Source organism: Mesorhizobium sp. B2-9-1 (assembly GCF_006439455.1).
GTDB lineage: Bacteria > Pseudomonadota > Alphaproteobacteria > Rhizobiales > Rhizobiaceae > Mesorhizobium.
This window is the reverse complement of sequence record NZ_VFTP01000015.1, coordinates 1-24776: the sequence shown is the minus strand read 5'-3', so window position 1 is coordinate 24776 and position 24776 is coordinate 1. Positions and strand designations below refer to the sequence as shown.

General features: G+C 64.2%; 23 protein-coding genes, 1 tRNA gene and 2 rRNA genes. 12 read left to right on the top strand and 14 right to left on the bottom strand.

From position 1 onward, the window contains the following. Positions 1-7: 7 nt before the first annotated feature. Both FJW05_RS21540 and FJW05_RS21535 read left to right on the top strand, forming a co-directional pair. Positions 8-874 carry a phosphoenolpyruvate hydrolase family protein gene (locus FJW05_RS21540; RefSeq protein ID WP_140635518.1) on the top strand — a complete coding sequence of 289 codons (867 nt, stop codon included), beginning with the start codon at positions 8-10 and terminating at the stop codon, positions 872-874. Between the two features lie 4 nt (positions 875-878). Further along, the gene (locus FJW05_RS21535; RefSeq protein WP_140545892.1) at positions 879-1295 is read left to right on the top strand and encodes a cupin domain-containing protein; all 417 of its coding nucleotides are present in this window, start codon (positions 879-881) and stop codon (positions 1293-1295) included. Positions 1296-1470: 175 nt separating this feature from the next. Here the strand turns inward: FJW05_RS21535 and FJW05_RS21530 are convergent, their stop codons facing one another. Further along, on the bottom strand, positions 1471-2664 hold the full coding sequence (locus FJW05_RS21530) for a Xaa-Pro peptidase family protein (protein WP_140547035.1): 1194 nt from the start codon (positions 2662-2664) through the stop codon (positions 1471-1473). A gap of 335 nt (positions 2665-2999) precedes the next feature. Here FJW05_RS21530 and FJW05_RS21525 point away from each other — a divergent pair, with 335 nt between their 5' ends. From FJW05_RS21525 to FJW05_RS21495, 6 genes are all read left to right on the top strand, one after another. Then, the gene (locus tag FJW05_RS21525; protein WP_140547036.1) at positions 3000-4610 is read left to right on the top strand and encodes an ABC transporter substrate-binding protein; all 1611 of its coding nucleotides are present in this window, start codon (positions 3000-3002) and stop codon (positions 4608-4610) included. A 267-nt stretch (positions 4611-4877) separates the two neighbouring features. Continuing rightward, positions 4878-5864, top strand: coding sequence for an ABC transporter permease (locus tag FJW05_RS21515; RefSeq protein WP_140635516.1), 987 nt, complete (start codon positions 4878-4880; stop codon positions 5862-5864). Further along, positions 5861-6691 (top strand): ABC transporter permease, encoded by an 831-nt coding sequence (locus FJW05_RS21510; RefSeq protein ID WP_140635641.1) that lies wholly within the window; start codon positions 5861-5863, stop codon positions 6689-6691. The genes FJW05_RS21515 and FJW05_RS21510 overlap by 4 nt, the downstream gene beginning before the upstream one ends. Continuing rightward, positions 6688-7692 (top strand): ABC transporter ATP-binding protein, encoded by a 1005-nt coding sequence (locus FJW05_RS21505; RefSeq protein WP_140635514.1) that lies wholly within the window; start codon positions 6688-6690, stop codon positions 7690-7692. Before FJW05_RS21510 ends, FJW05_RS21505 begins: the two co-directional genes overlap by 4 nt. Continuing rightward, a complete protein-coding gene (locus FJW05_RS21500) occupies positions 7689-8465 on the top strand; it encodes an ATP-binding cassette domain-containing protein (protein ID WP_140635512.1) in 777 nt (258 codons plus the stop codon). The genes FJW05_RS21505 and FJW05_RS21500 overlap by 4 nt, the downstream gene beginning before the upstream one ends. Before the next feature lie 63 nt (positions 8466-8528). Continuing rightward, complete coding sequence (locus FJW05_RS21495; RefSeq protein ID WP_140635510.1) at positions 8529-9035, top strand: L-2-amino-thiazoline-4-carboxylic acid hydrolase; 507 nt, start codon at positions 8529-8531, stop codon at positions 9033-9035. Positions 9036-9040: 5 nt separating this feature from the next. Here FJW05_RS21495 and FJW05_RS21490 read toward each other — a convergent pair whose 3' ends face one another. From FJW05_RS21490 to FJW05_RS21450, 8 genes are all read right to left on the bottom strand, one after another. Continuing rightward, positions 9041-9829 (bottom strand): DeoR/GlpR family DNA-binding transcription regulator, encoded by a 789-nt coding sequence (locus tag FJW05_RS21490; RefSeq protein ID WP_224633692.1) that lies wholly within the window; start codon positions 9827-9829, stop codon positions 9041-9043. 111 nt (positions 9830-9940) lie between these two features. Then, complete coding sequence (locus FJW05_RS21485) at positions 9941-11239, bottom strand: FAD-binding oxidoreductase (protein ID WP_140635508.1); 1299 nt, start codon at positions 11237-11239, stop codon at positions 9941-9943. 2 nt (positions 11240-11241) lie between these two features. After that, the gene (locus FJW05_RS21480; protein WP_140545826.1) at positions 11242-12612 is read right to left on the bottom strand and encodes a glutamine synthetase family protein; all 1371 of its coding nucleotides are present in this window, start codon (positions 12610-12612) and stop codon (positions 11242-11244) included. Positions 12613-12994: 382 nt separating this feature from the next. Beyond that, positions 12995-13756 carry a glucose 1-dehydrogenase gene (locus FJW05_RS21470; protein WP_140635504.1) on the bottom strand — a complete coding sequence of 254 codons (762 nt, stop codon included), beginning with the start codon at positions 13754-13756 and terminating at the stop codon, positions 12995-12997. 11 nt (positions 13757-13767) lie between these two features. Next, positions 13768-14580, bottom strand: coding sequence for an ABC transporter permease (locus tag FJW05_RS21465; protein WP_140635502.1), 813 nt, complete (start codon positions 14578-14580; stop codon positions 13768-13770). Continuing rightward, positions 14580-15443, bottom strand: a complete 864-nt coding sequence (locus FJW05_RS21460) for an ABC transporter permease (RefSeq protein ID WP_140545822.1) — start codon at positions 15441-15443, stop codon at positions 14580-14582. Before FJW05_RS21460 ends, FJW05_RS21465 begins: the two co-directional genes overlap by 1 nt. Before the next feature lie 77 nt (positions 15444-15520). Further along, entirely contained in the window at positions 15521-16684 is a 1164-nt protein-coding gene (locus FJW05_RS21455; RefSeq protein WP_140635500.1) for a spermidine/putrescine ABC transporter substrate-binding protein, read from the bottom strand. Beyond that, positions 16665-17801 carry an ABC transporter ATP-binding protein gene (locus FJW05_RS21450; RefSeq protein ID WP_140635498.1) on the bottom strand — a complete coding sequence of 379 codons (1137 nt, stop codon included), beginning with the start codon at positions 17799-17801 and terminating at the stop codon, positions 16665-16667. Before FJW05_RS21450 ends, FJW05_RS21455 begins: the two co-directional genes overlap by 20 nt. 116 nt (positions 17802-17917) lie before the next feature. Here FJW05_RS21450 and FJW05_RS21445 point away from each other — a divergent pair, with 116 nt between their 5' ends. The 3 genes from FJW05_RS21445 (at position 17918) to FJW05_RS21435 (ending at position 21146) form a co-directional block, all read left to right on the top strand. After that, positions 17918-18730, top strand: a complete 813-nt coding sequence (locus tag FJW05_RS21445) for a LuxR C-terminal-related transcriptional regulator (RefSeq protein WP_140635496.1) — start codon at positions 17918-17920, stop codon at positions 18728-18730. A gap of 129 nt (positions 18731-18859) precedes the next feature. Then, positions 18860-19558: a GntR family transcriptional regulator gene (locus FJW05_RS21440; RefSeq protein ID WP_140545818.1), complete on the top strand. Its 699-nt coding sequence runs from the start codon at positions 18860-18862 to the stop codon at positions 19556-19558. A 232-nt stretch (positions 19559-19790) separates the two neighbouring features. Further along, positions 19791-21146 carry a glutamine synthetase family protein gene (locus FJW05_RS21435; RefSeq protein WP_140635494.1) on the top strand — a complete coding sequence of 452 codons (1356 nt, stop codon included), beginning with the start codon at positions 19791-19793 and terminating at the stop codon, positions 21144-21146. 19 nt (positions 21147-21165) lie between these two features. Here the strand turns inward: FJW05_RS21435 and FJW05_RS21430 are convergent, their stop codons facing one another. Further along, positions 21166-21807 (bottom strand): ThuA domain-containing protein, encoded by a 642-nt coding sequence (locus FJW05_RS21430; protein ID WP_140635637.1) that lies wholly within the window; start codon positions 21805-21807, stop codon positions 21166-21168. Positions 21808-22122: 315 nt separating this feature from the next. Between FJW05_RS21430 and FJW05_RS21425 the strand changes: the two genes are divergently transcribed. Next, on the top strand, positions 22123-22974 hold the full coding sequence (locus tag FJW05_RS21425; protein WP_140635492.1) for an NmrA family NAD(P)-binding protein: 852 nt from the start codon (positions 22123-22125) through the stop codon (positions 22972-22974). A 228-nt stretch (positions 22975-23202) separates the two neighbouring features. Here the strand turns inward: FJW05_RS21425 and FJW05_RS21420 are convergent, their stop codons facing one another. The 4 genes from FJW05_RS21420 to FJW05_RS21405 all read right to left on the bottom strand — a co-directional run. Continuing rightward, complete coding sequence (locus tag FJW05_RS21420) at positions 23203-23712, bottom strand: AAA family ATPase (protein ID WP_140545815.1); 510 nt, start codon at positions 23710-23712, stop codon at positions 23203-23205. Between the two features lie 319 nt (positions 23713-24031). Next, positions 24032-24108, bottom strand: a tRNA-Met gene (locus tag FJW05_RS21415). Between the two features lie 211 nt (positions 24109-24319). Further along, positions 24320-24434, bottom strand: a 5S ribosomal RNA gene (gene rrf / locus FJW05_RS21410). Positions 24435-24696: 262 nt separating this feature from the next. Beyond that, positions 24697-24776: ribosomal RNA gene (locus FJW05_RS21405) — 23S ribosomal RNA — on the bottom strand; the annotation flags it as partial.

Here is a 24776-nt window from a genome sequence, read left to right as displayed (position 1 = left end):
GACAAGCATGGCTGCCATTCCACGCAAAACGATCCTGGAAAAATTCGGCAAGATGATCGCCGACGGCGTGCCGATCGTCGGCGGCGGCGCCGGCACCGGCCTGTCGGCCAAGGCCGAGGAAGCCGGCGGCATCGACCTGATCATTATCTACAATTCCGGCCGCTACCGCATGGCCGGGCGCGGCTCGGCCGCCGGCCTGCTTGCCTACGGCAATGCCAACGAGATCGTCAAGGAGATGGCCTATGAGGTGCTGCCGGTGGTGAAGAAGACGCCGGTGCTGGCCGGCGTCAACGGCACCGATCCATTCGTTATCATGCCGCTGCTGCTCGCAGAGCTGAAGACGATGGGCTTTTCCGGCGTGCAGAATTTTCCGACCGTCGGCCTGTTCGACGGCACCATGCGCCAGAGCTTCGAGGAGACCGGCACGGGTTTTGGGCTCGAGGTCGACATGATCGCCGAGGCGCACAAGCTCGACCTCCTCACTACGCCTTACGTCTTCAACCCCGACGAGGCGCGCGCCATGACGAAAGCTGGAGCCGACATCGTCGTCGCCCATATGGGTGTGACGACAGGAGGCTCGATCGGCGCCACCTCGGCGAAAACGCTCGACGCCTGCGTGAAGGAAATCGACGCCATTGCCGATGCCGCGCGCTCGGTGCGCAAGGACGTCATCCTGCTTTGCCATGGCGGACCAATCTCGATGCCCGACGACGCGCGCTACATTCTCGAACGCTGCGAGGGCTTGCATGGCTTTTACGGCGCAAGCTCGATGGAACGGCTGCCGGCCGAAGCGGCGATCGCCAGGCAGACGGCGGATTTCAAGGCGGTTTCGCTTCACGACCAGAAGACAGAAGCAAAGAAAAAGAAGGGATGAGACAATGGCCGATAGGAGCAAGGTTTTCGTCTATCCGAAGGATGTCAGCGCCTTCGGCTTCGACTGGGGCAAGCTGTCGCTGACCGTCGCGCCGGAAGTGAACGGCGCGGAGCGCTTCTCCGGCGGCGTCGTCGACTTGCCGCCGGGCCAAGGCCACACCCGCCACAACCATCCGGGCGCGGAGGAAATCATCTTCGTCATCTCCGGCAATGGCGAACAGATGGTCGAGGACGAGAACGGAAATCCTGCGGTGGCGAAAGTCGGCCCCGGCTGCACCATCTACGTGCCGGAAAGCCGCTTCCATTCGACGCTCAACACCGGTGGCCAGCCGATGCAGCTCTTCGTCGTCTATTCGCCGGCCGGCCCGGAGCTGGCGCTACGCGATCTGCCGGATTTCAGGCTGCTGCAGGCGGGTGCGTGATCTTCAGCGTCGCAGCCCCTCATCCGGCCGCTTCGCGGCCACCTTCTCCCCGTTGGGGAGAAGAGGTTGGCGCCGACGCTGACAGGCTCCTCTCCCCTTGGGGAGAGGTCGGATTGCCCCGAATTGCCCTTCGCAATTCGGCTGGCAATCCGGGTGAGGGGGAGCGCCGTCGACGCTATGCTGCCGTCCCGCCCCTGTTCCAGCCGCGTCCGCGATCTCCGAACATCACATAACCGCTGTCCGTCACCGCTACCGTGTCCTCCAGCTTGATGAAGCCGCGTGTCGGATGAAGCATGGTGGTCTCGACCGACAGCACCATGTTCTTCTCCAGCGGCTTGGCCGCATAAGTACCCTCATAGGCGACCGGGTGATTGGTCATCAGGAACGGCGCCTCATGCGTGATCAACCCCATGCCGTGCGCGAAGAAATCCGTATAGGCCGCAACCTTGGAAGCCTTCAGCACACTCTCCGCATGCGCGATCATGTCGCCGCCAACCGTGCCCGCCTTCACCTTGGAAAAAGCGGCCTGCTGCACCGCTTCGACTTCGGCCAGAAGATCCTGCAGCTCGGCATCCGGTTCGCCAAGCACACCCATGCGGCAGAGGTCGCCGATATAGCCGTGATAGTTGCCGCCGGAATCGATCGACATCACTTCGCCCTTCTTCCAGGCCTGGCTGGACGCCGCGCGGTTGTGGCTGGAACCCAGCGTCAGCAGGCAGTATTCGAAATGCGCGCCACGATTGGTCTCCTCGCGCCGGAGCCGCTCGATGATGTCGGTCTTGCTCGTGCCCTCGCGCGCCCAGCCAATCGTCGCCAGCATGGAATCGGTTATCAGTTCGGAAGCGATGCGCAGTTGTTCCAGCTCAGCCTCGGTCTTGATGGCGCGCATACGCTCCAGCATGTCGGTCGCGTCGATCAGCTTTGCATCCGGCAGCGCCTTGCGGATCAGCGTGTAGGCATCCGACGGCAGGAAACCCGGCTCGATGCCGATGCGCGCCGCCGTCTTGCCGATTATTTTGACATGCTCCACCGCCAGATTGGCGGCATCGAGCGTGCCCCAGCAGGCGGCGTGCAAGGTCGGCGTCCAGAATGGATGGTTCTGGTGCTCGCCGCCTTCCATCTTGTTGCCGATATAGGCGGCATGTTCCGGCCCGCCCTTCTCGTAAAGGACGATCGGCAAATAGCGGCTGTGACCGATGGCGTCCATCGCCGCGAAGAAGATGAACTTGTAGCCGCCGAGCAGATATTGCGTGTTGTGCTTGGACGTGGCGAACAGCACGTCGATACCGGCCTCTTCCATCAGCCGGTCCACCCGCGCCTGGTCGAACGGGACATTGCTGACCTCGGTTTTGCCCGGAGCGATGTTCATCTGCCTCTCCCTATTTTTCATCGGCCGCAGGAGCGCCGAACGTCACGATGTATGGCTGTTGGCTAAATCTGCATCCTTTTGGCCGCTCTGGTCCAGCCAGAATTGATCACTTCGCGCCAAAGGCAGGCTTCTAATCCAAATCCCGATCCCATCGCTCCGTAATCTGGTCCTGCCAGATAAGAGCATGAGAGCCTCTTTCGGCTGGCTGGTCCAGCGGACGGAAATTTCAAAGCCAAGCCATGATGCGCCAAATCCGTCTCTGGCGAAACCTTTGCCAAGGGCCATAATCACCGGATTGCCGCGCCTGTCACGGCGCGAAGAGGGGAGTTTGAGCGATGTCCGATTTGACGATTTCACGCCGCAGCCTGCTGGCCGGCTCGGCGCTGCTGCTGGCCTCGACCGCGCTGCCGACCATCGGCTTCGCGCAGACGCCGAAGAAGGGTGGCCGCCTCGTGCTGGCTGCCGATTCCGAACCGCGCAACCTCAACCCCGCTATCGTCGCTTCCAACGGCGTCTTCTTCATCTCCAGCAAGATCGTCGAGACCCTGGCCGAAGCCTCCTTCGACGGCAAAGACGGCCTTCAGCCGCGCCTGGCGCTTTCCTGGGAAGGCGCGGCGGACGGCCTGTCGGTGACCTTCAAGTTGCGCGACGGCATCAAATGGCATGACGGCAAGCCTTTCACCTCCGCCGACGTCGCCTTCTCGGCGCTGCAGATCTGGAAGCCGCTGCAGAATCTCGGCCGCACCGTGTTCAAGGACCTGGCCGCCGTCGACACGCCGGACGATCTCACCGCGATCTTCAAATTCGCCAAGCCGACGCCGTTCCAGCTGATCCGCAATGCGCTGCCGGCGCTGTCGAGCGTCGTGCCGAAGCACCTCTATGAGGTGGGCAAGATCGAGGACAACCCCGCCAACAACGCGCCGGTCGGCACCGGTCCGTTCAAATTCGCCGAGTACAAGGCCGGCCAGTATTACCGGCTGACCCGGAACGACGCCTATTGGGGCAAGGACGAGCCCTATCTCGACGAGATCGTCTATCAGGTGCTGCCGGACCGCACCTCGGCCGCGGCCGCGCTGGAAGCCGAAGAGATCCAGCTCGCCGCCTTCTCCGCCGTCCCGCTCGCCGACCTCGACCGCATCTCCAAGGTGCCAGGCCTGAAGGTCATCACCAAGGGCTATGAGGGGCTGACCTACCAGCTCGTCGTCGAGATCAACCACCGCCGCAAGGAACTGGCCGATCTGAAAGTGCGGCAGGCGATCGCGCATGCCATCGACAAGGATTTCGTCATCAAGACGATCTTCCTCGGCTACGCCGCGACCGCAACCGGCCCGGTGCCGAAGAACGATCCGCAATTCTACACCGCCGACGTGCCGACCTATCCTTTCGATGTCGCCAAGGCCAATGCGCTGCTGGATGAAGCCGGCTACAAGCGCGCCGACGACGGCAAGCGCTTCGCGCTGAAGCTGCTGCCGGCGCCTTACTTCAACGAGACGAAGCAGTTCGGCGATTATCTGCGCCAGGCGCTCGCCGCGATCGGCATCGACGCCGAGATCGTCAACAACGACTCCGCCGCGCACATCAAGGCCGTCTACACCGATCACGCCTTCGACCTCGCCGTCGGTCCGCCGGTGTTCCGCGGCGACCCGGCAATCTCGACCACCATCCTGGTGCAGAGCGGCATTCCCGACGGCGTGCCGTTCTCCAACCAGGGCGGCTACAAGAACGCCGACCTCGACGCGCTGATCGCGAAAGCATCGGAGACGCTGGATACAGCGGCCCGAACCGAGCTTTACAAGGAGTTCCAGAAGAAGGTAGCGGCCGATTTGCCGCTGATCAATGTGGCGGAGTGGAGCTTCATTTCCGTCGCCCGCGACACGGTCGGCAACATCGCCAACAACCCGCGCTGGGCAGTATCGAACTGGGCGGACACCTATTTGGCGGGCTAACGTTTTCCCAAGGCTTGCACATCGCTTGATCGGGTGCTCAGCTTCCACGGTGAGAGTTCCTTCGCGCCCCCCTCTGTCCTGCCGGACATCTCCCCCACAAGGGGGGAGATTGGCGGCTTCCGCGCCCCGCTCAATCCTGCAGCATCTGCGGTTGGCGAAAGCCGGCGAGACAGCTGATCTCCCCCCTCGTGGGGGAGATGTCCGGCAGGACAGAGGGGGGCGCCGTAGAGCGCAACGTCCGTGGTTTGGCCTCAACCAGGCTTCGCCATGACCCGTGCCCTCCGCCTCCTGCGCCGTCGCCTCGTCGGCAGCGTCTTCGTTCTCCTCATCGTCGTCATCGGCAGCTTCCTGCTGCTCGAAGCCGCGCCCGGCGACGCAGTGGACGCCTACATCGTCTCGACCGGCGGCGATGCCGGCATGATCGAATTGCTGCGCCACCGCTGGGGCCTCGACCAGTCGGAGTTAACGCGCCTCGCCAATTATCTCTGGGCGCTGCTGCATCTCGACCTTGGCCAGTCCGTCACCTTCTCGCGGCCCATCCGCGAAACCATCCTCGAACGCCTGCCGACCACGCTGATCCTGATGGGCAGTGCCACCGCGCTCTCCTTCGGCCTCGGCTCGGCGCTCGGCATCTATGCCGGTGCGCGGCCTGGCAGTTTCCGCGACCGTTTCCTCTCCATCGGCTCGCTGGCGCTTTATGCCGTGCCCGGCTTCTGGCTCGGCCTGGTGCTCATCGTCGTCTTCGCCGTCGATTTGCGCTGGCTGCCGATCGGCGGCATCGAGACCATCGCCTCCGGCAAAACCGGAGTGGCGCGCGCCGCCGACATCGCCACTCATCTCGTGTTGCCGGTCTCGGCGCTCGGCTTCATCTATCTGGCGCTCTATTTGCGCATGATGCGCGCCGGCATGACCGAGGCCTGGCGGCAGGACTTTATCCTCGCCGCCCGCGCCAGGGGGCTGCCGCGCCGGCGCATCGTGCTTGCCCATGTCGCCCGCAACGCGCTCCTCCCTTTGGTCACCATGCTCGGCCTGCAGTCGGCGCAGATGCTGGGCGGCAGCGTCGTCATCGAAAGCGTTTTCGCTGTGCCGGGTCTCGGCCGGCTGGCGCAGGAAGCCGTCGCCGGACGCGACGCGCCGCTGCTGCTCGGCATCATCCTGGTCAGCGCCGTGCTCGTCGTCGTCATCAACCTTCTCGTCGATCTCGCCTACGCTGTCCTCGATCCGCGCGTCGGCGCCGGCGAGGCAAGCGCATGAACCGCCTACATCGTTTCTTCCGCACGCCGGAGGCGATCGCCGGCGCGATCATTCTCGCCTTGCTCATTGTGATGGCATTGGCGGCGCCGCTGCTGTTTCCCGGCGACCCGCAGGCCATCGCCGGACCGGCGCTGCTGCCGCCGTTCCAGGACTGGTCGCTGCCGCTCGGTACCGACCGGCTCGGCCGCGACGTGCTGGCCGAGCTGTTCCATGGCGCCCGCACCTCGCTGGCGGTGGGGCTGGCGGCGGCTGCCGCGGCGCTCCTGATCGGCTCGGTGGTCGGCACTTTGGCCGGCTTCGCCGGTGGCCTGGTCGACGACGTGCTGATGCGCATCACCGACGCCTTCCAGACCGTGCCGAGCTTCCTGCTCGCGCTCGCTTTCGTCAGCATCGTCGGGCCTTCGCTCGGCGTCGTCGTCGCGGCGATCGCGCTCGGCGCCTGGACCGGACCCGCGCGGGTGGCGCGCGCGGAGGTCCTGTCGATCCGCGAGCGCGATTATGTCGCCGGCGCCCGCGTCATCGGCATGCATCCACTTGAGATTGCCTTTCGCGAGGTGCTGCCCAACGCCTTGCCGCCGGTGCTTGCGCTGTCCTCGGTGATCGTGGCTGCGGCGATCCTCACCGAGGCCGCGCTTTCCTTCCTTGGCCTCGGCGATCCCAACCGCGTCACCTGGGGCGGCATGATCGCCGAGGGGCGTGCGGTGCTGCGCACCGCGCCGTTTTTGTCGGTCGTTCCAGGTATCGCGCTGGTGCTGACCGTGCTCGGCGTCTACCTCGCCGGCGAAGGCGTGGTGGAGAGCACCGCGGTGCGCAGGAGCCTGTCGTGACCGCGCTGCTGTCGATTCGCGATCTTTCGGTGCGCTATCGGCGCGACAGGGTCGAGGTGCCGGCGCTGAAAGGCGTCAGCCTGGATGTGAAAGCCGGAGAGCGCCTGGCGATCATCGGCGAAAGCGGCTCGGGCAAGAGTACGCTGGCGCTAGCGGTTGCGGGGTTGTTGGCGGGGGGTGCCGAGATTGGCGGGCTGGTAGACTGGTTCCTGCCGGCAAGCGCTGGCGCCAAGGCCCCCCTCTCTGTCCTGCCGGACATCTCCCCCTCAAAGGGGGAGATGGGCAGTTCCGTCGCCGGCTCTCCTCTTGCGACCTCGAAAATTGGCGAAGGCGGAGATTACGAGCTAATCTCCTCCCTGGAGGGGGAGATGTCCGGCAGGACAGAGGGGGGCGCCGTAGAGCGCCAGCCTTTTCATCTTCACGATAAACCTGCCCGTCTCGGCCGCGACATCGGCTTCGTCTTCCAGGACCCCTCGTCCAGCCTCGATCCGGTCATGCCAATCGGCAAGCAGATCGCCGAAGTCGTCCACACCCATCTCAACCTCAGCTGGCCTGACTCCTTCGCCCAAGCCAAGACCCTCCTCGACCGCGTCCGCCTTCCGGACCCGAACGCCATCCTACATGCCTACCCGCACCAGCTCTCTGGCGGCCAGAAGCAGCGCGTGGCCATCGCGGCGGCAATCGCGGCCGGGCCGAAGCTGCTCATCGCCGACGAAGCGACCAGCGCGCTCGACACCATCGTCCAGGCCGAGATTGTTTCCCTGATCCGCCGGTTGGTGGCCGAGGACGGCATGACGCTGCTTTTCATCAGCCACGATATCGCGCTTGCCGCCACGCTTGCCGACCGAATCGCAGTGCTGCGCCACGGCGAGCTGATCGAACTTGGCGAGACCGACCAGATCCTCAACGCGCCGCGCCATGCCTATACGCGCGCGCTGCTCGACGCTCATCTCGGCCTCGATACCGAGCCGTTGTTTCACCGGCAAGGCGCGTCGGCATGACCGTGCTTGCGGTCTCGAATCTGGCCAAACGCTACCGTCGCGGCGGCAAGCCCTTCGCGGCGGTCGACGACGTCTCCTTCGAGATCGGCCTGGCGGAGACGCTGGCGCTCGCCGGCCCGTCCGGCAGCGGCAAATCGACGATCGCAAGGCTGGTGCTGCGGCTGATCGAGCCCGATGCCGGCCGCATCGACTTCGAAGGCGCGGATTTCCTCGCGCTGTCGGGCACCACGCTGCGCGCGCGCCGCGCCCGTCTCCAAATGGTGTTCCAGGATCCGCTCGCCGCCTTCAATCCACGTGCCACGGTGGCGAGCGTGCTTGACGATCCCTTGCGCATCCATGGCATTGCCACACGCGCCGAGCGCCCCAGCCATATCGCGGCGCTGCTGGAACGCGTCGGCCTCGATGCGAGTCTCGCGGCTCGTGCCATCCACGAGATTTCCGGCGGCCAGCGCCAGCGCGTGGCGATCGCCCGCGCCATCGCCACGCGGCCGTCGCTGATCGTGCTCGACGAAGCCGTGTCGGCGCTCGACGTCTCGGTGCGGGGCCAGATCCTGGAATTGCTGCTCGACCTGCAAAGACAGGAACGGATCGCCTATCTGTTCATTTCGCATGATCTCGGCGTCATCCGTGCCGTGGCGCATCGCGTCGTCATCCTCGACGCCGGCCGGGTCGCCGAGAGCGGCGATGCCCGCGCCATCATTGCCAACCCGCAATCGGCGATCGGCAAGGCGCTGGTCGAGGCGACGCCAAGATTGACCAGGAACCGACCATGATCCTCCAAAGTGGGAACCGGTTTGCGGACAGATCATGGTCAAACGACAAAATCAGGACACAGCATGACCGATCCCGAAGCAGCCAGAGCCGAAAAACTGTCGCGCGAGCTCGACTCCGCCTTCCGCAACCGGGCCGACCTCTATCGTCTCTTCCTCGACGAGCTGACCGCCGAGTTTGGCGCCGAGAAAGCCGAGGCGGTCATGATCCGCAGCATCGAGAAGCGCGGCCGGGAAGTCGCGGCTGCGGCGTTCGCCGGCTTCGGCCCCAATAATGCGCCGGCGATCGGCGAGGCCTTTCTGGCGGTCAGCCCGGATGGCGGGCGCATGTATCCGACCGATGTCGAGCGCGGGCCTGGCCACATCGCCTTCAAGGTGAAGCGCTGCCCGCTGAAGGATGCCTGGATCGAGGCCGGCGTCGGCGAGGAGAAGCTCGCCACGCTCTGCCGCATCGCCGGCGCCTTCGACCGCGGCCTGTTCGAGGCAACCGGCGTGCGCTTCGACAATGTCACCTGGACACCGGGCCATGGCTCCGGCTGCTGCCATATCGCGCTGACAAACCGCGACGCTTAACCTATTCAGCTCTCGGCAAAGACGTGCAGCTCGCCGCCTGCCTCGTCGATCGCTGCGCGCATCTCGGCTGCCGGCTCGCTGTCGGTGACGACATCGGAAATCTCGCTCAGCGCGCAGACGCGTTCGAGGCCGCTGCGGCCGAACTTGTCGTTGGTCACGACCAGCATGGTCGACAGCGACCGCGCCATCATCGCACGCTTCACCGCCGCAGCGCCCGAAATCATGTCGCTCGGCCCTTCGGCGTTCAGCGCCGAGGCGCCGATGATGGCGACGTCGGCATTGTAGCGGCGCACGAACTCGACCGTGTCCTCGCCAAGCACGGCCGCCTCGCGGCTGTCATAGGTGCCGGGGCAAAGGATGACGCGGAAGCTGGAATTGGCGCCGGCCACCGAGGCGACGCCGACGGAGTTGGTGATGATCGTCAGGTCCCGGCCGTGTTGCGAAAGGCTGCGCGCGACCTCGTAGGTGGTCGATCCGCCGTCGATCATCACGATGCTGCCTTTCTCGATCAGTCCGGCCGCACCTCGTCCGACACGGGCCCGCTCCTCGACCATTGTGAGGCCGCGTTCAGCGATCACCGGTTCCGACGTCACCAGTGAAATGGTGGCGCCGCCATAGGTGCGGTTGATGAGCCCCGCATCGCCAAGCTCGATCAGGTCGCGGCGGATGGTCTCGCCGGCGACGCCGATGCGGCGCGCAAGCTTCGAGATGCGGATCGAGGCCGAGCGCCGAACCTCCGACAGGATCAGCTCGTGGCGCTCCTTCTTGGTCAGGCGGCCCGCCTCAATATTCATAGATCTGCCCCTTGCTGCGACCTGTGAGCTGCCTTCGATTAAGTGGCGAACGCCGGGGGACTCGTCCCTGGCGCGGAGACATTAGCCACGCCGGGGGCAGGAAAGCCAGCGTCAGTGTCTGAGCCGATCGCGCATCGCATACCACAACATCCCGAGCACATAGAGCGGGCCGCGCAGCGCCGTGCCGCCCGGGAAGGGCAGCGGCGTCAGCGCCGAGAACAGGTCGAGCCGCGAGGCATCGCCCGTGATCGCTTCCGCCAGGAGCCTGCCCGACAGCGTCGACAGGATGACGCCCTTGCCGGAATAGCCATGCGCGAAATAGACCTCGCCGTAATTCCCGACATGCGGCAGGCGCGACGTGGTGATGGACACCAGACCGCCCCAGGCATGGTCGATGCGGCAGCCCTTGAGCTGCGGAAAAGTCTTTTCCATATGCGGCCGCACGAAGCCGGCAATGTCGGCCGGCGGCGACGGCGTGTAGCGCTCGCCGCCGCCGAACAGCAAGCGTCCGTCCGCCGACATGCGGTAGTAGTTGACGACGAACAGCGTGTCCGAGACCGCGACATTGGCCGGGATGACATTGCGCTCGCCCAAGGGCTCGGTGGCGACGATATAATTGCCGACCGGCATGATGCGGCTGTTGACGCGCGGCTCCAGCCCTTTCAGCAGCGCATCGCCGGCCAACACCACATGCCTGGCGCGTACCGAGGCCTTGTCGGTGAACACACGGATGGACGGCTCGCGCTCCATCCGCACCGCGACCGAGTTCTCATGGATGACGACGCCGGCGGCGGTGGCGGCGCGGGCAAGCCCCAGCGTGTAGTTGAGCGGATGCATGTGGCCGCCGAGCCGCTCGAACACCGCGCCCTGATAGGGTGTGTCGACCATCTGCCGCGCCTCAGCCGCCGACAGGATCTCGACATCGGTCAAGTTCATCACCTTGGCGAGGTATTCGACCTCTTCGTCGAAGTCGCGCATATCCGAAGCGCTGACCGCGCCGACCAGATGGCCGGTCTGGCGCAAGTCGCATTCGATGCCGTGACGCTCGATGATATCGATCACCAGCCCGCGCGCCTCGAAGGCCAGATCGAACAGCGCCTTTGCCCGTTCCGGCCCGAAGCTTTTGACCAGGCCCCTGGCGCCCTTTCGCAGGCCGGGGATCATCTGGCCGCCATTGCGGCCCGAGGCGCCCCAGCCGATCTTGCCGCCTTCGAGCAGCACCACGTCAAGACCACGCTCGGCCGCATGCAGCGCCGCCGACAAACCCGTGCAGCCGCCGCCAACCACCACCAGATCGGCCTCGATATCGCCGGCAAGCGCCGGATGGTCGGGCGCCGGGTTGGCGGTGGCGACATAATAGGACTTGTCGATGTCGAGACCGGAATTGAAACCTGTCGAACGCGAAGCCATGGTCACACCTTGAGCAGAAGATGGTCGCGTTCCCAGGACGTCACGACGCTCTGGAACAGGTCAAGTTCCACGCTCTTCACGCGCAGATAGGTCTGGCAGAAATCCTCGCCGAGCAGCGCCCGCACGGGCTCGCAGGCGGCGAAACGATCAAGCGCTTCCTCCATCGTCTTCGGCAGTGTGCTCTTGCTCTTATAGGCGTTGCCGAAGGCCTCCTCCGAGCGCGCAAGCTTCTCCTCGATGCCGAGATAGCCGGCGATCAGCGAGCCGGCCATGGCAAGGTAGGGATTGGCGTCCGCCCCGGGCAGCCGGTTCTCGATGCGGCGCGCGGCGCGCCCGCCCAGCGGCACGCGCAGGCCGCAGGAACGGTTGTCGTGCGACCATTCGATATTGGCCGGCGCGCTGTGGCCGGGCCGGATGCGCCGGTAGGAATTCGCATGCGGCGCAAACAGCGGCATGATTTCAGGGATGTATTTCTGCAGGCCGCCGATGAAGTGCACGAACATCTCGCTGTCCTCGCCGTTGTCGCCGGCAAACAAAGGCTCGCCTTTCCTGTCGACGATCGACATGTGCAGATGCATCGCGCTGCCCGCCTGCGCCGCGATCGGCTTGGCCATGAAGGTGGCGTGCATGCCGTTGGCCTGCGCGATTTGCCGCGCCAGGCGCTTGAACAAAAGCACCTGGTCGGCAAGCGTCAGCGGATCGCCATGCAGCAGATTGATCTCAAGCTGCGCCGTGCCGGATTCATGGATCAGCGTCTCTACCGGTAGGCCAGTGATGGCGGCATGCTCATAGAGCTGCCGCGTCACCGCTTCGAACTCCTCCATCGCCTGCATGTCGTATGGATGCTGCACGCTTTCCGGCCGGCCGTTGCGTCCGATCGGCGCGCTCAAAGGCTGGTCAGGGTTTGGGTTGGGCGCCGTCAGGTAAAACTCGAGCTCCGGCGCCACCACCGCCCGCCAGCCGCGCCGCTCATAAAGGTCGAGCACGGCTTTCAGCACATGGCGCGGCGAGGCCATCCACGGCCGGTCGTCCATGTGGAACGTGTCGGCGAAAACGTAGGCTTTGCCGGCGCTGCCGGGCGCGAGGCACAGGCTCGAAACGTCCGGCACCATGCGCATGTCCGGATCCTGGTAGGCGAAGCCTTCGTCGATGGAGCCGGAATAGCGGCCGTCGATGGCGACCAGGAAGGCGCTGCTCGGCAGATAGAGCGCGCGGTCGTCGAGCGACTTCAGAAATTTGGCCACCGGCAGGGTCTTGCCGCGCAGCACGCCGTTGATGTCCGGCACGAAGCACTCGACCTCGTTGATCGCGTGCGTTTTCAGCCAGCTTTGCGTGTCCGCGCCGGGAAATGAGGTGTTCAGATTGTCAGGCATTGGTCATGTCCGTACGAAGGAGAGATCGCTTCGGCGGGCATGTCCGTTCCGGTAGGGCGTTATCTAAGCTGCGTTATCCGAGGACGGGCGCCCGCCTGTTGACCGGCCGAAGGCCGGGTCAGCGCGCCTTGCACCCCTTCGGTCCAGCCGTCGCGAACGACATGCGAGCCGACCTTGGTCTCCTCCGCGCGCTGCAGGTTCTCGTGGCGGCAGCAGCGCATGATCAGTGATATCCCGCGCGCGCAAAACAAATGCCGCCGGCAAAAACCGGATGCCTTTCGCGGTATCGCTGTTCTGCAGCCTGCATGACGGGTCTCACTGGGGTGGAGTTATCGTTTGACCGATCATCGCCGCCGGCGCAAGCCTGCATTGCTGGACCAGATCAGCCGATACTCTCGCCGCCATCCACCACCAGCGCCTGGCCGGTCATGAAGGACGAGCGATCGGAGACGAGGAACAGGATCGCCTCCGCGATCTCCTCCACGCTCGCCCAGCGCCCCATCGGGATCTTGGTACGGACATAGTTTTCGATCGCGTCGCGCCCGCCCATCTGGGTGATGAACGGCGCGTTGAACGGCGTGTCGACCCAGCCCGGGCAGAGCGCGTTGATGCGCACATTGTGCTTGGCATAATCGAGCGACATCTGCCGGGTCATCGCAACAACGGCGTGCTTGGAGGTGGCATAAGCGATCATCTCGCGGTCGTAGAACACGCCGGAATTGGACGCGGTGTTGAGGATGACACCGCCGCCTTGCGCGATCATCGCCGGCATGACGGTCTTGGCCGCCAGGAATTGCGCCCGCACGTTGATCCGCCAAGAGGCGTCCATCCCGTCGGTGCCGACTTCGGTGAGCGCGCCGCCGACCTGGATGCCGGCATGGCTGTGCAGGATGTCGATCCGGCCATGCCTGCCGAGCGTTCCCTCGATGAGGCCTTCGACGGCCGTATCGTCGCTGACATCTGTGGCGACCGCCTCGGCCCGGCCGCCAGCCGCGCGGATGTCGGAAGCGGTGGCTTCGCCGGCCGCCGGATCGCGGTCGGCAATGACCACATGCGCCCCTTCCCTGGCCATGATCATCGCGCCGGCGCGGCCGATGCCCGACCCGGCGCCCGTCACCACGGCGATACGGTCTTTCAGGATCATGGATTGGTCTCTCAAGGCGGTGGCTTCCGCCGGCCGAGCTGCCATTGCGCTAGCAGCACGAGCAGGACCGACGCGCAGAGCACGATCGTGGCGATGGCATTGATTTCCGGCGTCACACCGCGCCGGATCGAGGCGAACACATAGATCGGCAGCGTCGTCTGAGCGCCGGCGACGAAGAAGGCGATGATGAAGTCGTCGAAGGAGAAGGTGAAGGCGAGCAGGAAGCCCGCGATCACCGCCGGCATGATCTGCGGCAGCACGATCGAGCGGAACGTCGTCAGCGGCGTGGCGTAGAGATCACTCGAAGCCTCGACCAGATTGCGGTCGAGGCTGCTCAGCCGCGTGCCGACGATCATCGTCACCAGCGCCATCGAGAAAAGGCCGTGCGCGGCGATGATCGAGCCATAGCCCAGCGAAAGCCGCGGCGGCTGGTCTGTCGGCCAGAGCGAAGCGAGGAACGGATTGACGACAGCGAAAAGCTGCACCAGGGCCACCAGCGTCGAGATGCCGATGACGACGCCTGGCACGACGATCGCCGCGCCCAGCAGCGCGTCGAACAGAGCCCGGGTCCGTGCGCCGACGCGCTGCAGCCCGAGCGCCGCGCCCGTGCCGCAGAAGGCCGCGAGCAGCGCGCTGGTGGTGGCGATGAACAGGCTGTTCTTCAGCGCCTCGACCAGGAAGGGATTGGACAGCGCCTTGCCGTACCATTGCACGGAAAAGCCGGTGAACTCGCTGGCATGGTGGCCGGCGTTGAAGGAGAACAGCACGACCAGCGCGATCGGCAGATAGAGGAAGGCAAAGACGGCAACGACGAAGGCGCGCATCAGATCAGGTCCACCCGACGTGCGCCCGAAAGCCGGGTCGAGATGCGGTTGGCGACGATCAGCACCACCACCGAGACCAGCACAAGCGTGATGGCGATGGCCGATCCGAACGGCCAGTTGCGCGACTGCAGGAAGAGATCGACCAGCGCGTTGCCGATGAAGAACACCTTGCCGCCGCCGAGCAGTGTCGGGATCAGATATTCGCCGAGCAGCAGGATCATCACCAGCGAGAAGCCGGTCATGACGCCGGGCAGCGACAGTCTCAGCGTCACGCCGAGGAAGGTCGACAGCGGCGTAGCGCCGAGATCGGCGGAGGCCTCCAGCAGGCGCCGGTCGAGCCGCTCCAGGCTGACATAGATCGGCAGGATCATCAGCGGCAGATAGCCGTAGACGATGCCCAGCAGCACCGCACCCGGCGTGTTGATCAGCCTGAGGTCCTCGATGCCGACATAGGCGAGCAAAGCCGGAATGCCGCGCCCGCCAAGGATGTACATCCAGGCATAGGTGCGCATCAGAAGGCTGGTCCAGAACGGGATGACGATCAGCGCAAGCAGGATCAGCCGCCAGCGCTGCGGCGCGCGCAGCGCCAGATAATAGGCGACCGGATAGGCGACGAGCAGGCAGGCAAGCGCGCCGGCCGGCGCCAACACCATCGTGTTCCAGAAGGCGGTCGCCCGCGCCGGCAGGTTGGCGTATTGCGCGAACGTGAGCGCGGCCTGGTAGCCGCCCTCCGGCGCCCGCTCGCCGACACTGAAGACGGCGATGGCGACGAAGGGCAACACCAGGAACACGACCAGCCACAGCGTCGCCGGGGCGAGCAGCAGCGCCGTCACGAGATTTTTACGAAAGAGGCTGCGGCGCATCGGGAAAGCCGGTTGGGAGCCGGCGGACTTTTGTCCGCCGGTCGCATTGTCTGGTTCTGGTTTGTTGCCGGTCCCGCTCAAGCCGACTTGAAGCGCGCCATCAGCTCGGCGCGGCCCGGATCGGTCAGCGTCGCGGCGGCGCCGAATTCGAGCGGTTTCAACAGGTCGGCCGCCGGATAGAGGATCGGGTTGTCGAGCACTTCCTTGGGCAGCAGCGCGTTGACGCGCGCGTCGGTCGAGGGCGCGCCATTGGCCAGATGCTCCTTCACCGCCACCTTCGGGTTCATCAGGTAATTGAGCAGCGCATAGCCGGCCGGCTTGTTCGGCGCATCCTTCGGGATGGCGTAGAAGTCGGTCCAGATCTCGCCGCCCTCCTTGCCCAGCACATAGGCGATCTCGGGAATATCGCGATGCAGCTGCGCCCCGTCATTGGTCCAGCACATCGTCATCCAGGCATCGCCGGCGCGCATTCCCGGCTGGTAGTCGCTCGACACCGCGAACAGATGCGGCTTGACCTTGAGCAGCAATTCCTCGGCCTTGGCGAGCTCGTCCTGCTTCAGCGAGTTGAACGAATAGCCGTAATATTTCAGCGCATTGCCGATCGTGGTGAGCTGATAGTCATGCACCATGGCGCGGCCGTCGGCCTCGGTCATGGCCGTGTCCCAGAACTCCTTCCAGCTCGACATCGGCTTGGCGAGCTTCTTGGTGTTGACGGCAAAACCGGTCGTGCCCCAGTTCTTCGGGACCGCGTAGATCGTCCCGTCGATCGTGCCTTCCGCGGTGAAGCGCGCATCTTCCGACTTGCCGTCGAAATTGCCGAGCTTGGCCATGTCGAGCGCCTCGATGATGCCGAGCTTCTTGTAGGTCGAGATGGTGTAGTTGGTGGGCACGAACAGGCTCCAGCCCGAGCCGCCGGCCTGCAGCTTGGCCAGCATCTCCTCGTTCGAGCCGAAGACATTGACCTCGACGGCGACGCCGGTCTCGGCCTTGAAATTCTCGAAGGTCTGCGGGTCGTGGTAGTTCGGCCAGGTGGCGATCGACATGCGGTCGCCGAGGTTCTCGGCGGCGAAGGCGGGTGTCGGCATGATGCCGAGCTCACGCGCCATCACGGCGGTGGCGACACCGAGTCCGGTGAGGCCGAGAAAGTCGCGCCGGCTGATCGAGCCGCGCTTCAGGCGCATCAACTGGTCGACGAATTTATCGGGGGTTATCGGCAGTCCGTCACGGCAGGATTTCGGCATGTTGGTCTTCCCTCTGGTTGGTCCCGTTATTGTTGGCGTGCGGAAACGCCAGCGGCGCTCCGGCGGCAAAGCCGATGGCGACGGGTTCGCCCGGCTTGAAGAGATTGCCATGGCCGATCACGTGATCGGCCTTGGCGAGCAGCGATCCGATGCCCTGGACCTCGATCGCGTATTCGGCTGTCGAGCCCAGGAAGATCCGATTGCGCACGATGCCTTTCAAGGCACCGCCCCCAGGCGCCGAAAGGCTCAGCGATTCCGGCCGCAGGCTGACGGAGACGGCTTCGTCGCGGCTGAGCGGCACCCGCTTGCGCGCTGAAATCACCGTGCCGTCGGCGAGCGCGACATCGACGAGGTCACCCGAGAGCGCGGCCACCTTGCCGCTGAGAAGATTGGTCTTGCCGACGAAGTCGGCCACGAACAGGTCGGCCGGCTCGTCATAGATCTCGCTCGGCTGCCCGAGCTGGACGACGCGGCCGCCATTCATGACGCAGACGAAGTCGCTCATCGACAGCGCCTCCTCCTGATCGTGGGTGACCAGAACGAAGGTGATGCCGATCTCGCGCTGCAGGTTCTGCAGCTCGATCTGCATGTCGGTGCGCAGCTTCTTGTCGAGTGCCGCCAGCGGCTCGTCGAGCAACAGCACCGCCGGCTTGTTGACCAGCGCGCGGGCGAGCGCCACGCGCTGCTGCTGGCCGCCGGACAGCTCGTGGATCTTGCGGCGCCCGTAGCCGGCGAGCTGCACCATCGAAAGCGCCTCGCCCGCCCGCTGGCTGATCTCGCGCGACGACAGGCGCGGCCTTGCCTGGCGCAGCCCGTAGGAGATGTTCTCCTCGACATCGAGATGCGGGAACAGCGCGTATTGCTGGAACACCATGTTGACCGGCCGCCGGTAGGGCGGCGTGCCGGCCATGTCGCGGCCGCGGATCAGCACCTGGCCCTCGCTCGGCTGCTCGAAGCCGCCGATCATGCGCAGGCAGGTCGTCTTGCCGCAGCCGGAGGGGCCGAGCAACGCGACGAAGGCGGAAGGCGGGATGGCAAGGTCGATGCCGCTGACCGCGGTGATGGCGCCGTAGCGCTTGGTGACCGCGCGAAATTCGATATCGGGCACTGCAGTCAAGCCAAGGCTCCAGCGACAGCGTGAGGCAATGTCATGACGCTAGCAGAGGCGATGCACCTGGTATATACCTCGCAGGTGGTATAGTTAGCCGATTTTATCGTTTAGAGGGGTATGAATTGGCGGCCTCCCGCAGTGACGACTACAACGCCTTGGCCGCCGTGATCGCCGCGTCGCGCGAGACCGGCGGCGATCATTTCGGCAAGGCGATCGTCGGCTGGCTCAGCGGACATGTCCGTTTCGATCACTGCGTGATCTTCGGCTATCGCGGTGCCGCACGGCCACCGCTCCTGTTCGAGACCTTCTCGCCGGCGGAGAGTCACATCTTCGTCGCGCTCTACCAGGAGGGGCCCTACCTGCTCGACCCGTTCCACCACGCCGCGGTCGAGCGCAAGGAGGGTTTCTGGCGCATGCGTGAGCTCGCGCCGGACCGCTTCTATGCCAGCGAATACCACCGCTCCTATTACAGCCAGACCAAACTTGCCGAGGAGGTCGGCTTCTTCGTGCCGCTAGCCGGCAAGGATGCGCTGGTGCTGTCGCTGATGCGGCTGCGCGCCACCGGGCCGTTCGGAACGGCGGATGCCAGGCTGCTGCGTGACATGGCGCCGGCGGTGATCGGTTTCTGCAGGCAGCGCTGGCCCGCTTTGCCTGCCGAAGAAGTTGTGGCCCGGCCCTCCGGCGCGACCGTCGCGCCGACCAACGAGCTCGACCGGGCGCATATCTGGAAAAGCCTGTCCTTGACCTCGCGCGAAAAGCAGGTCGTCGACCTGGTGCTTCAGGGCCATTCCACGGAATCGATCGCCAGGGCGCTGCGCATCGTTCCGGGGACCGTCAAGGTCCACCGCCGTAACATCTATCGCAAGCTCAAGATCAAGTCGCAGGCGGGTCTCTTCGCGCTCTTCGTCGAGATCATCGACGCGCGGATCGGATAGCAACGCCGGCCGCCCTTGCGGCGGTTTGCGTTGAGCGTCTATCGTGCGGCCGAAACGATCGGCCAGCTATCCCGGCGGCGGATCAGGTGACGAGACAGATTTCAGGACGAGTGAAGCAGCGCATCGCCAATGGCCGACAAATCGCAATTCGGACTGACCGCTGTCGATACCGTTCCCCTGCATGAGAAAGTCTATCTGGAGCTTGTGCGGGCGCTGATGTCGGGCCAGCTCCAGCCCGGCCAGAAGCTGACCTCGCGCAAGCTCGCCAAGGAGCTCGGCACCAGCGACATGCCGGTGCGCAGCGCCTTCATGCGGCTGCAGGCGCTGAGAGCGCTGAGCCCGATGCCGAACGGCAGCGTCGAGGTGCCGCTGATTTCCGCCGACCGCTTCCAGCAACTGACCGCCGTGCGCACGATCCTGGAAGGTACGGCCACCGAGCTTGCGACAAAACTCATCAACGGCAACAATCTGCGCGCGATCCGGCGCCACTGCGCCGAACTTACCGAAGCCGCCCGCGGCGGCGGGATCGAAAACTATCTGCGCAAGAACTATGACTTCAAGTTCTCGATCTACCGCCATTGCGGCAACGAGCAGATGATCTTTCTGATCGAGACGGTATGGATGCAGGTCGGCCCATTCCTGCGAAATCTGCACATCGGTTTCGAGGATGACCTGGCAGGCATTCTCGGCATCGACTATCACGAGGAGGTCGTCGCGGCGATCGAGGCTCATGACGGCGAAAGGGCGCGGGCCGCGATCGTGCGCGATATCGCCGAGGGCGCGGCCCACATCCTCGGCCAGGTGAAATTTCCGGAACTGCGCCACTGACAGGCAAGCGGGCCTCCGAATCCGGCTTGGCTTTCGCCGACCGGGCCGCTATGTTGCGATCGCAGATCGCACAATATGGACCTGAAATGCCTCCCGATATCCCGGCTAGTGACTTGAAAAAATGAAGGAAAATCGTTCGGCGTCAGCCACGTTGGCCTTCACGAACTCACAAGCCGAAAATTGGATATCGTAGCCGACAGGCTACAGCACCCAGAAAAACAGGGGCTGGAAATTGAGCGATGCGATTGCGGACGTTTTGAAGTGGCTGGACAGCAGGAAGGACATCCAGAGCCTGCGGGCGGCGGTGTGCGACCTGAACGGAATCATGCGCGGCAAGCGCATTCCGGTCGAGCAGGCGCGCAAGGCGCTCGAAGGCAAGCTGCGCATGCCTTACTCGGCCATCGGGCTCGACATATGGGGCGAGGACATCGAAGGCAACGCCCAGGTGTTCTCGACCGGCGACGCCGACGGACTTTGCCATTGGACGGGGCGCGGCATATTGCCGGTCAACTGGACGGCACACCCGACGGCGCTGTTGCCGGTCTGGTTGGCGGACGACAGCGGCGCCCCCTACCTTGGCGATCCGCGCCGCGCGCTGGCCCGCATCCTCGACCGCTATGCCGCGCTAGGATTGACGCCCGTCACCGCGACCGAGCTCGAATTCTACCTTGTCGACCCGACGTCGCAGCGGCCTGTCGGACCGGTCTCGCCGGTAACCGGACGGCGCCTCGATTCCGACGCGGCGCTTTCGATCGATGAAGTCGACGACTTCGAAGCCTTCATCCACGATATCTACGAAGCCTGCCGCATGCAGGACATTCCGGTCGACACCGCGATCGCCGAGAACGGCGTCGGCCAGTTCGAGATCAACCTCAACCATGTGCCCGACGCCCTGCGCGCCGCGGACGACGCCGTGCTCTTCAAGCGCACCGTCAAGGGCATTGCCCGCAAGCATGGCTTCGCCGCCTGTTTCATGGCCAAGCCCTATGGCGAACGCGCCGGCAACGGTTTCCATGTCCATTTCAGCGTCCTCGACAGGCAAGGCCGCAACATCTTCGATGACGGCTCAGATCAGGGTTCCGACGCCATGCGCCACGCTGTCGGCGGCCTGCTTGCCGCGATGGCCCAAAGCACGCTGGTGTTCGCGCCGCATTTCAATTCCTACCGCCGGCTGCGGCCGCGATCCTATGCGCCGACCGCCGTCGCCTGGGGTTATGAAAACCGCATGGTGGCCATTCGCATTCCGGGCGGCCCGTCGGCGGCGCGCCGCATCGAGCATCGCGTCTCCGGCGCCGACGCCAATCCCTATCTGGTGCTTGCGGCGATTCTCGGCGCGGCCTTGATCGGCATCGAGCGTCAGCTCTCGCCCGGCGAGCCGACCGGCGGCGAAGGCCAGGGACTGACGCTCGCCAAGCTGCCGCCGGATTGGGCCTCGGCGATCGCTGCCTTCGAGGCGGGCCAGCGTGTCGCCGAGATCTTCCCGGACGTGCTGCGCGACGCTTTCGTCGCCTGCAAGCGCCAGGAGCTGAACACTTTCGCGCTCAACGTCAGCGACTTCGAGATCGAGACCTATCTCGAAAGTGTTTAGCCGACCTTGAGCCGGTCGCTCAGCGTGCCGCCCAGACCAGCCCTCGGCGCAGGATGGTGCGCATCTGCGGGACCTCGAACTCCGAGGCCACATGACCCAGCGAAGAATAAAACACGCGTCCCTTGCCGTACCGGCGCTTCCACACCACCGGCATCATGACACCATCGATCCACGGCGCGTGGTCGCCGGAAAAAGTCGTGGTCGCCAGCACCTCGTTGGATGGGTCGACATGCATGTAATACTGTTCGGAGCGGTAGGGGAAATCCTCGATGCCTTGCATGATCGGGTCGTCGCGCCGCGCCACGTTCACTTGATAGTCGATAATGTTGCCGGGATGCGCGACCCATTGGCCGCCGCACATGAACTGATAATTCGTTGATTCGCGAAAAGCGTCGCCCATGCCGCCATGATAGCCGCCGAGGCCGACGCCGTTTTCGACCGCCTCGGTCAGGTTCGCCTCTTCGGCCTTGGTGAGCTTGGACATGGTATAGATCGGCACGATCAGGCTGAGTTCGGCGATCGCCGGGTCGGCAAACGCCGCCGTCGTGTTTTCGACGCGCACGGCAAAGCCTTCTTCCTCGAGCATCGCCTTGACGACACGGGCGCCGGCCTCGGGCTCATGCCCCTCCCAGCCACCCCATACGATCAGCGCTTGCCGCATTTTCCTCTCCGTCAGTTTGGTTGCGTTCATTCGAGATCGCCAAGGGCGAATGCTTGCCGGAATTTCGGACGTTAATGCACGTCAGCAAAAAGCCCGAGGCGAGCCTACCTACAATGGGTTTCGCGACGACGAAACACGAGAACCTCCGAACGCGGCGCGCCTTCGCGCAAATTCGTCTTACGCGGCCTGTTGAAGCGTTACCCAAAAATATGCCGGCGGGGAGGTGACATCCCGGTCGCGGGAACCAGATTTGGTTGAGGGCCCCCGGTGCCCGAACAGATCCGTGATCGTCACGAAACGCGCAGGAACATGATCATGATGATTCTCGCCTTCGGTGCAGCGGGAAATTTTGCGGGCAGCGTCATTCCGGCCCTTGCCGCGCGGGGTGCGCGCGTGCGTGCCTTCATCCGCAAGCCTGAGCAGGCTGAACTGGTACGCGGTCACGGCGCAACCGAGGTTGCCATCGGCGATCTGCGCGATCGTGCAGCTTTGGATGCGGCGCTCAAGGATGTGGGCGCCGTCTTCTATATCGCCCCAGCGTTCATTTCCGCCGAGGCTGATGTGGGAAAGAAAGTCGTGGAGGCCGCTATCGACGCCGGTGTGCGCCGGTTTGTGTTCTCGGCCGTGATCCACCCGGTACTTTCGGACCTCGTCAATCATGTCGCCAAAGCGCCGGTCGAGGAGGCGGTTCTCAACTCCGGCCTGGAATATACGTTCCTCCATCCGGCGCGCTACTTCCAGAACTACGCGGCATTCTGGCCCAAAGTCGTGAAGGAGGGCGTGCTTGCGGAGCCCTGGTCGTCGGGGACACGCTTTTCGCTGGTCGACTATCGCGATGTCGCCGAGGTCGCCGCGATAGCCCTGACCGAAGAGCGGCTGCTTTTTGGAACGTTCGAGCTCTGCGCACCGGGGCAACTTAACCGCCTCGACGTCGCTGCGCTGATGAGCGATGTGCTGGGCCATGAAATCAGTGAGCGCCGCGATCCCGATGTGCTCGGCGATGTTCCTCCCGGCTTGCGGGCGATGTTCGATCACTACGATCGCCACGGCCTGCTCGGCAACCCACTGACGCTAAATGCGATCTTGGGCCGGGAGCCGCGGTCGCTGCGTGCATATTTGGAGGAATTGGCGCAAGGCGATCCCGCCCGATCTGGCGAGCAAGGATGAACAGCCCGGCCCCCATGCCACCACCAGCCGAAATTTCCCTGAATTCCAGCTGAAGCCGAGGTCGATCCGGCCAGCGGTCCCGCACGACTCAGGTCTTTGCGCGTCCGGCTTGCCGATCCGCAAGCTGCCGGTCGCTACAAAGTCTCAGCGCCGCCGGTGAGCCGTTCAGGCGGCGTCTTCCCGCAATATTCGAGTGCTTCCCATCCCATTCACGATGCGTTCAGGACTTCAGGCGAGTTGAGCGAGGATATTGTCGACGACGCTTGGGACCGTACCCGCCGTGTCGATATCGATGCCAACGGGAAGATATTCCCGGGTATGATGGTAGCGCAGTACCAGCCGCCGCTCGGCCGGATCGAAACCTGGCTCATTCGGTCGCCCATCTAATCGTCGGTTCAACGTCTCAACGTCTACGTCGAGCACAAAGACCTTGTCGAATAAGTCCTGGAATTTATGGAAATTGCGCGAGCCGCCACAGAAGAAAGTGGCAGGATGGCTAGTGTCGGAAGCAATGGCCCGGACCTTGTCGACGGGCCAAATCCAGTGCGCGTATTCCCAAACGATGCGATCCGCGCCTTCGGGTGGTCCTGGCAGTGCCTTGCCTGTTTCGGGGTCGCCGACATAGGCCAAGACCCGGTCACCATGGATGACATGGTAACCCCGCCGCTCCAGTTCGGTAGCGACAGACGTCTTTCCAGTGCCGGAACCGCCTTCGATCAGGTAGTTCTTGATTCCCATAGGCGCCGTTTATCATGTCATTCAATTCGAGAGAACTCTGCCTGAGGACGCTCAACCGACCGCTTCACCTGATCAGGGCAGCAATCGGTTTTTCGGATTAGCGGCGAATCTGGCTGATACGCGCCACCATGCCGACCGTAGAGCCCGCGGTGGCGGGAGAAACTTCCATTGCTCGTCCATGGAAAAGGCGATCATAGATTAGGACGGATACGACAACGGGGAGCGGAACATCGGTTCGCCTGGGTCGCTTGCCGATCGGATTGCGAAGAGCAGCGCACATACCAAAACGGCCCGCGTGGATGCGGGCCGTTTTTGGATTTGGTTGCGGGGACAGGATTTGAACCTGTGACCTTCAGGTTATGAGCCTGACGAGCTACCGGGCTGCTCCACCCCGCGTCAACTACGAGCAAGCGTTTGCTTGCGACCACGAGCAAGCGTTTGCTTGCGTCCTTTGAGGTAAGTGCGACCTTACCGGATTCAAGAGGGTGCCAAATGAAAGGGCCGCTTGCGCGGCCCATGCTCCCGTTTGGCGGGCCTTAAGATCGTAGAGAGAAGATTTGTCTCCGTCCGGATCGATCCGGATGTGAGGTGAACGTGTGCTTTGCAGACCTGGCAGCGACCTACTCTCCCGCGTCTTGAGACGAAGTACCATCAGCGCTGGAGCGTTTCACGGCCGAGTTCGGAATGGGATCGGGTGCAGCCGCTCCGCCATAACCACCAGGTCGGCAAAACGCACGTTCAAATCGAGAAGCTGTTTGAGCGAATAGCCAATAGTGAGTAGCGAATAGGGAGCCCTATTTGCTGCTTTCTCTAAGCTGTTCGCTGGTCTTTGTTGTGCCTTTGACGTTCTTTCAGCCTGGCGCCCTTCGAAGCGAAGCTTCGCAAGGTCGACCGACCGTCGGCGCCGATGCGCCGCACCCACGTAGCGCCGCCCGCAGGGCGGAACAAGCGTGAGTGAGAACAAGATGGATATAAGTAATGAGAACAATCAAGCCTATCGAACTATTAGTACCGGTAAGCTTCAAGCGTTGCCGCTCTTCCACACCCGGCCTATCAACGTGGTC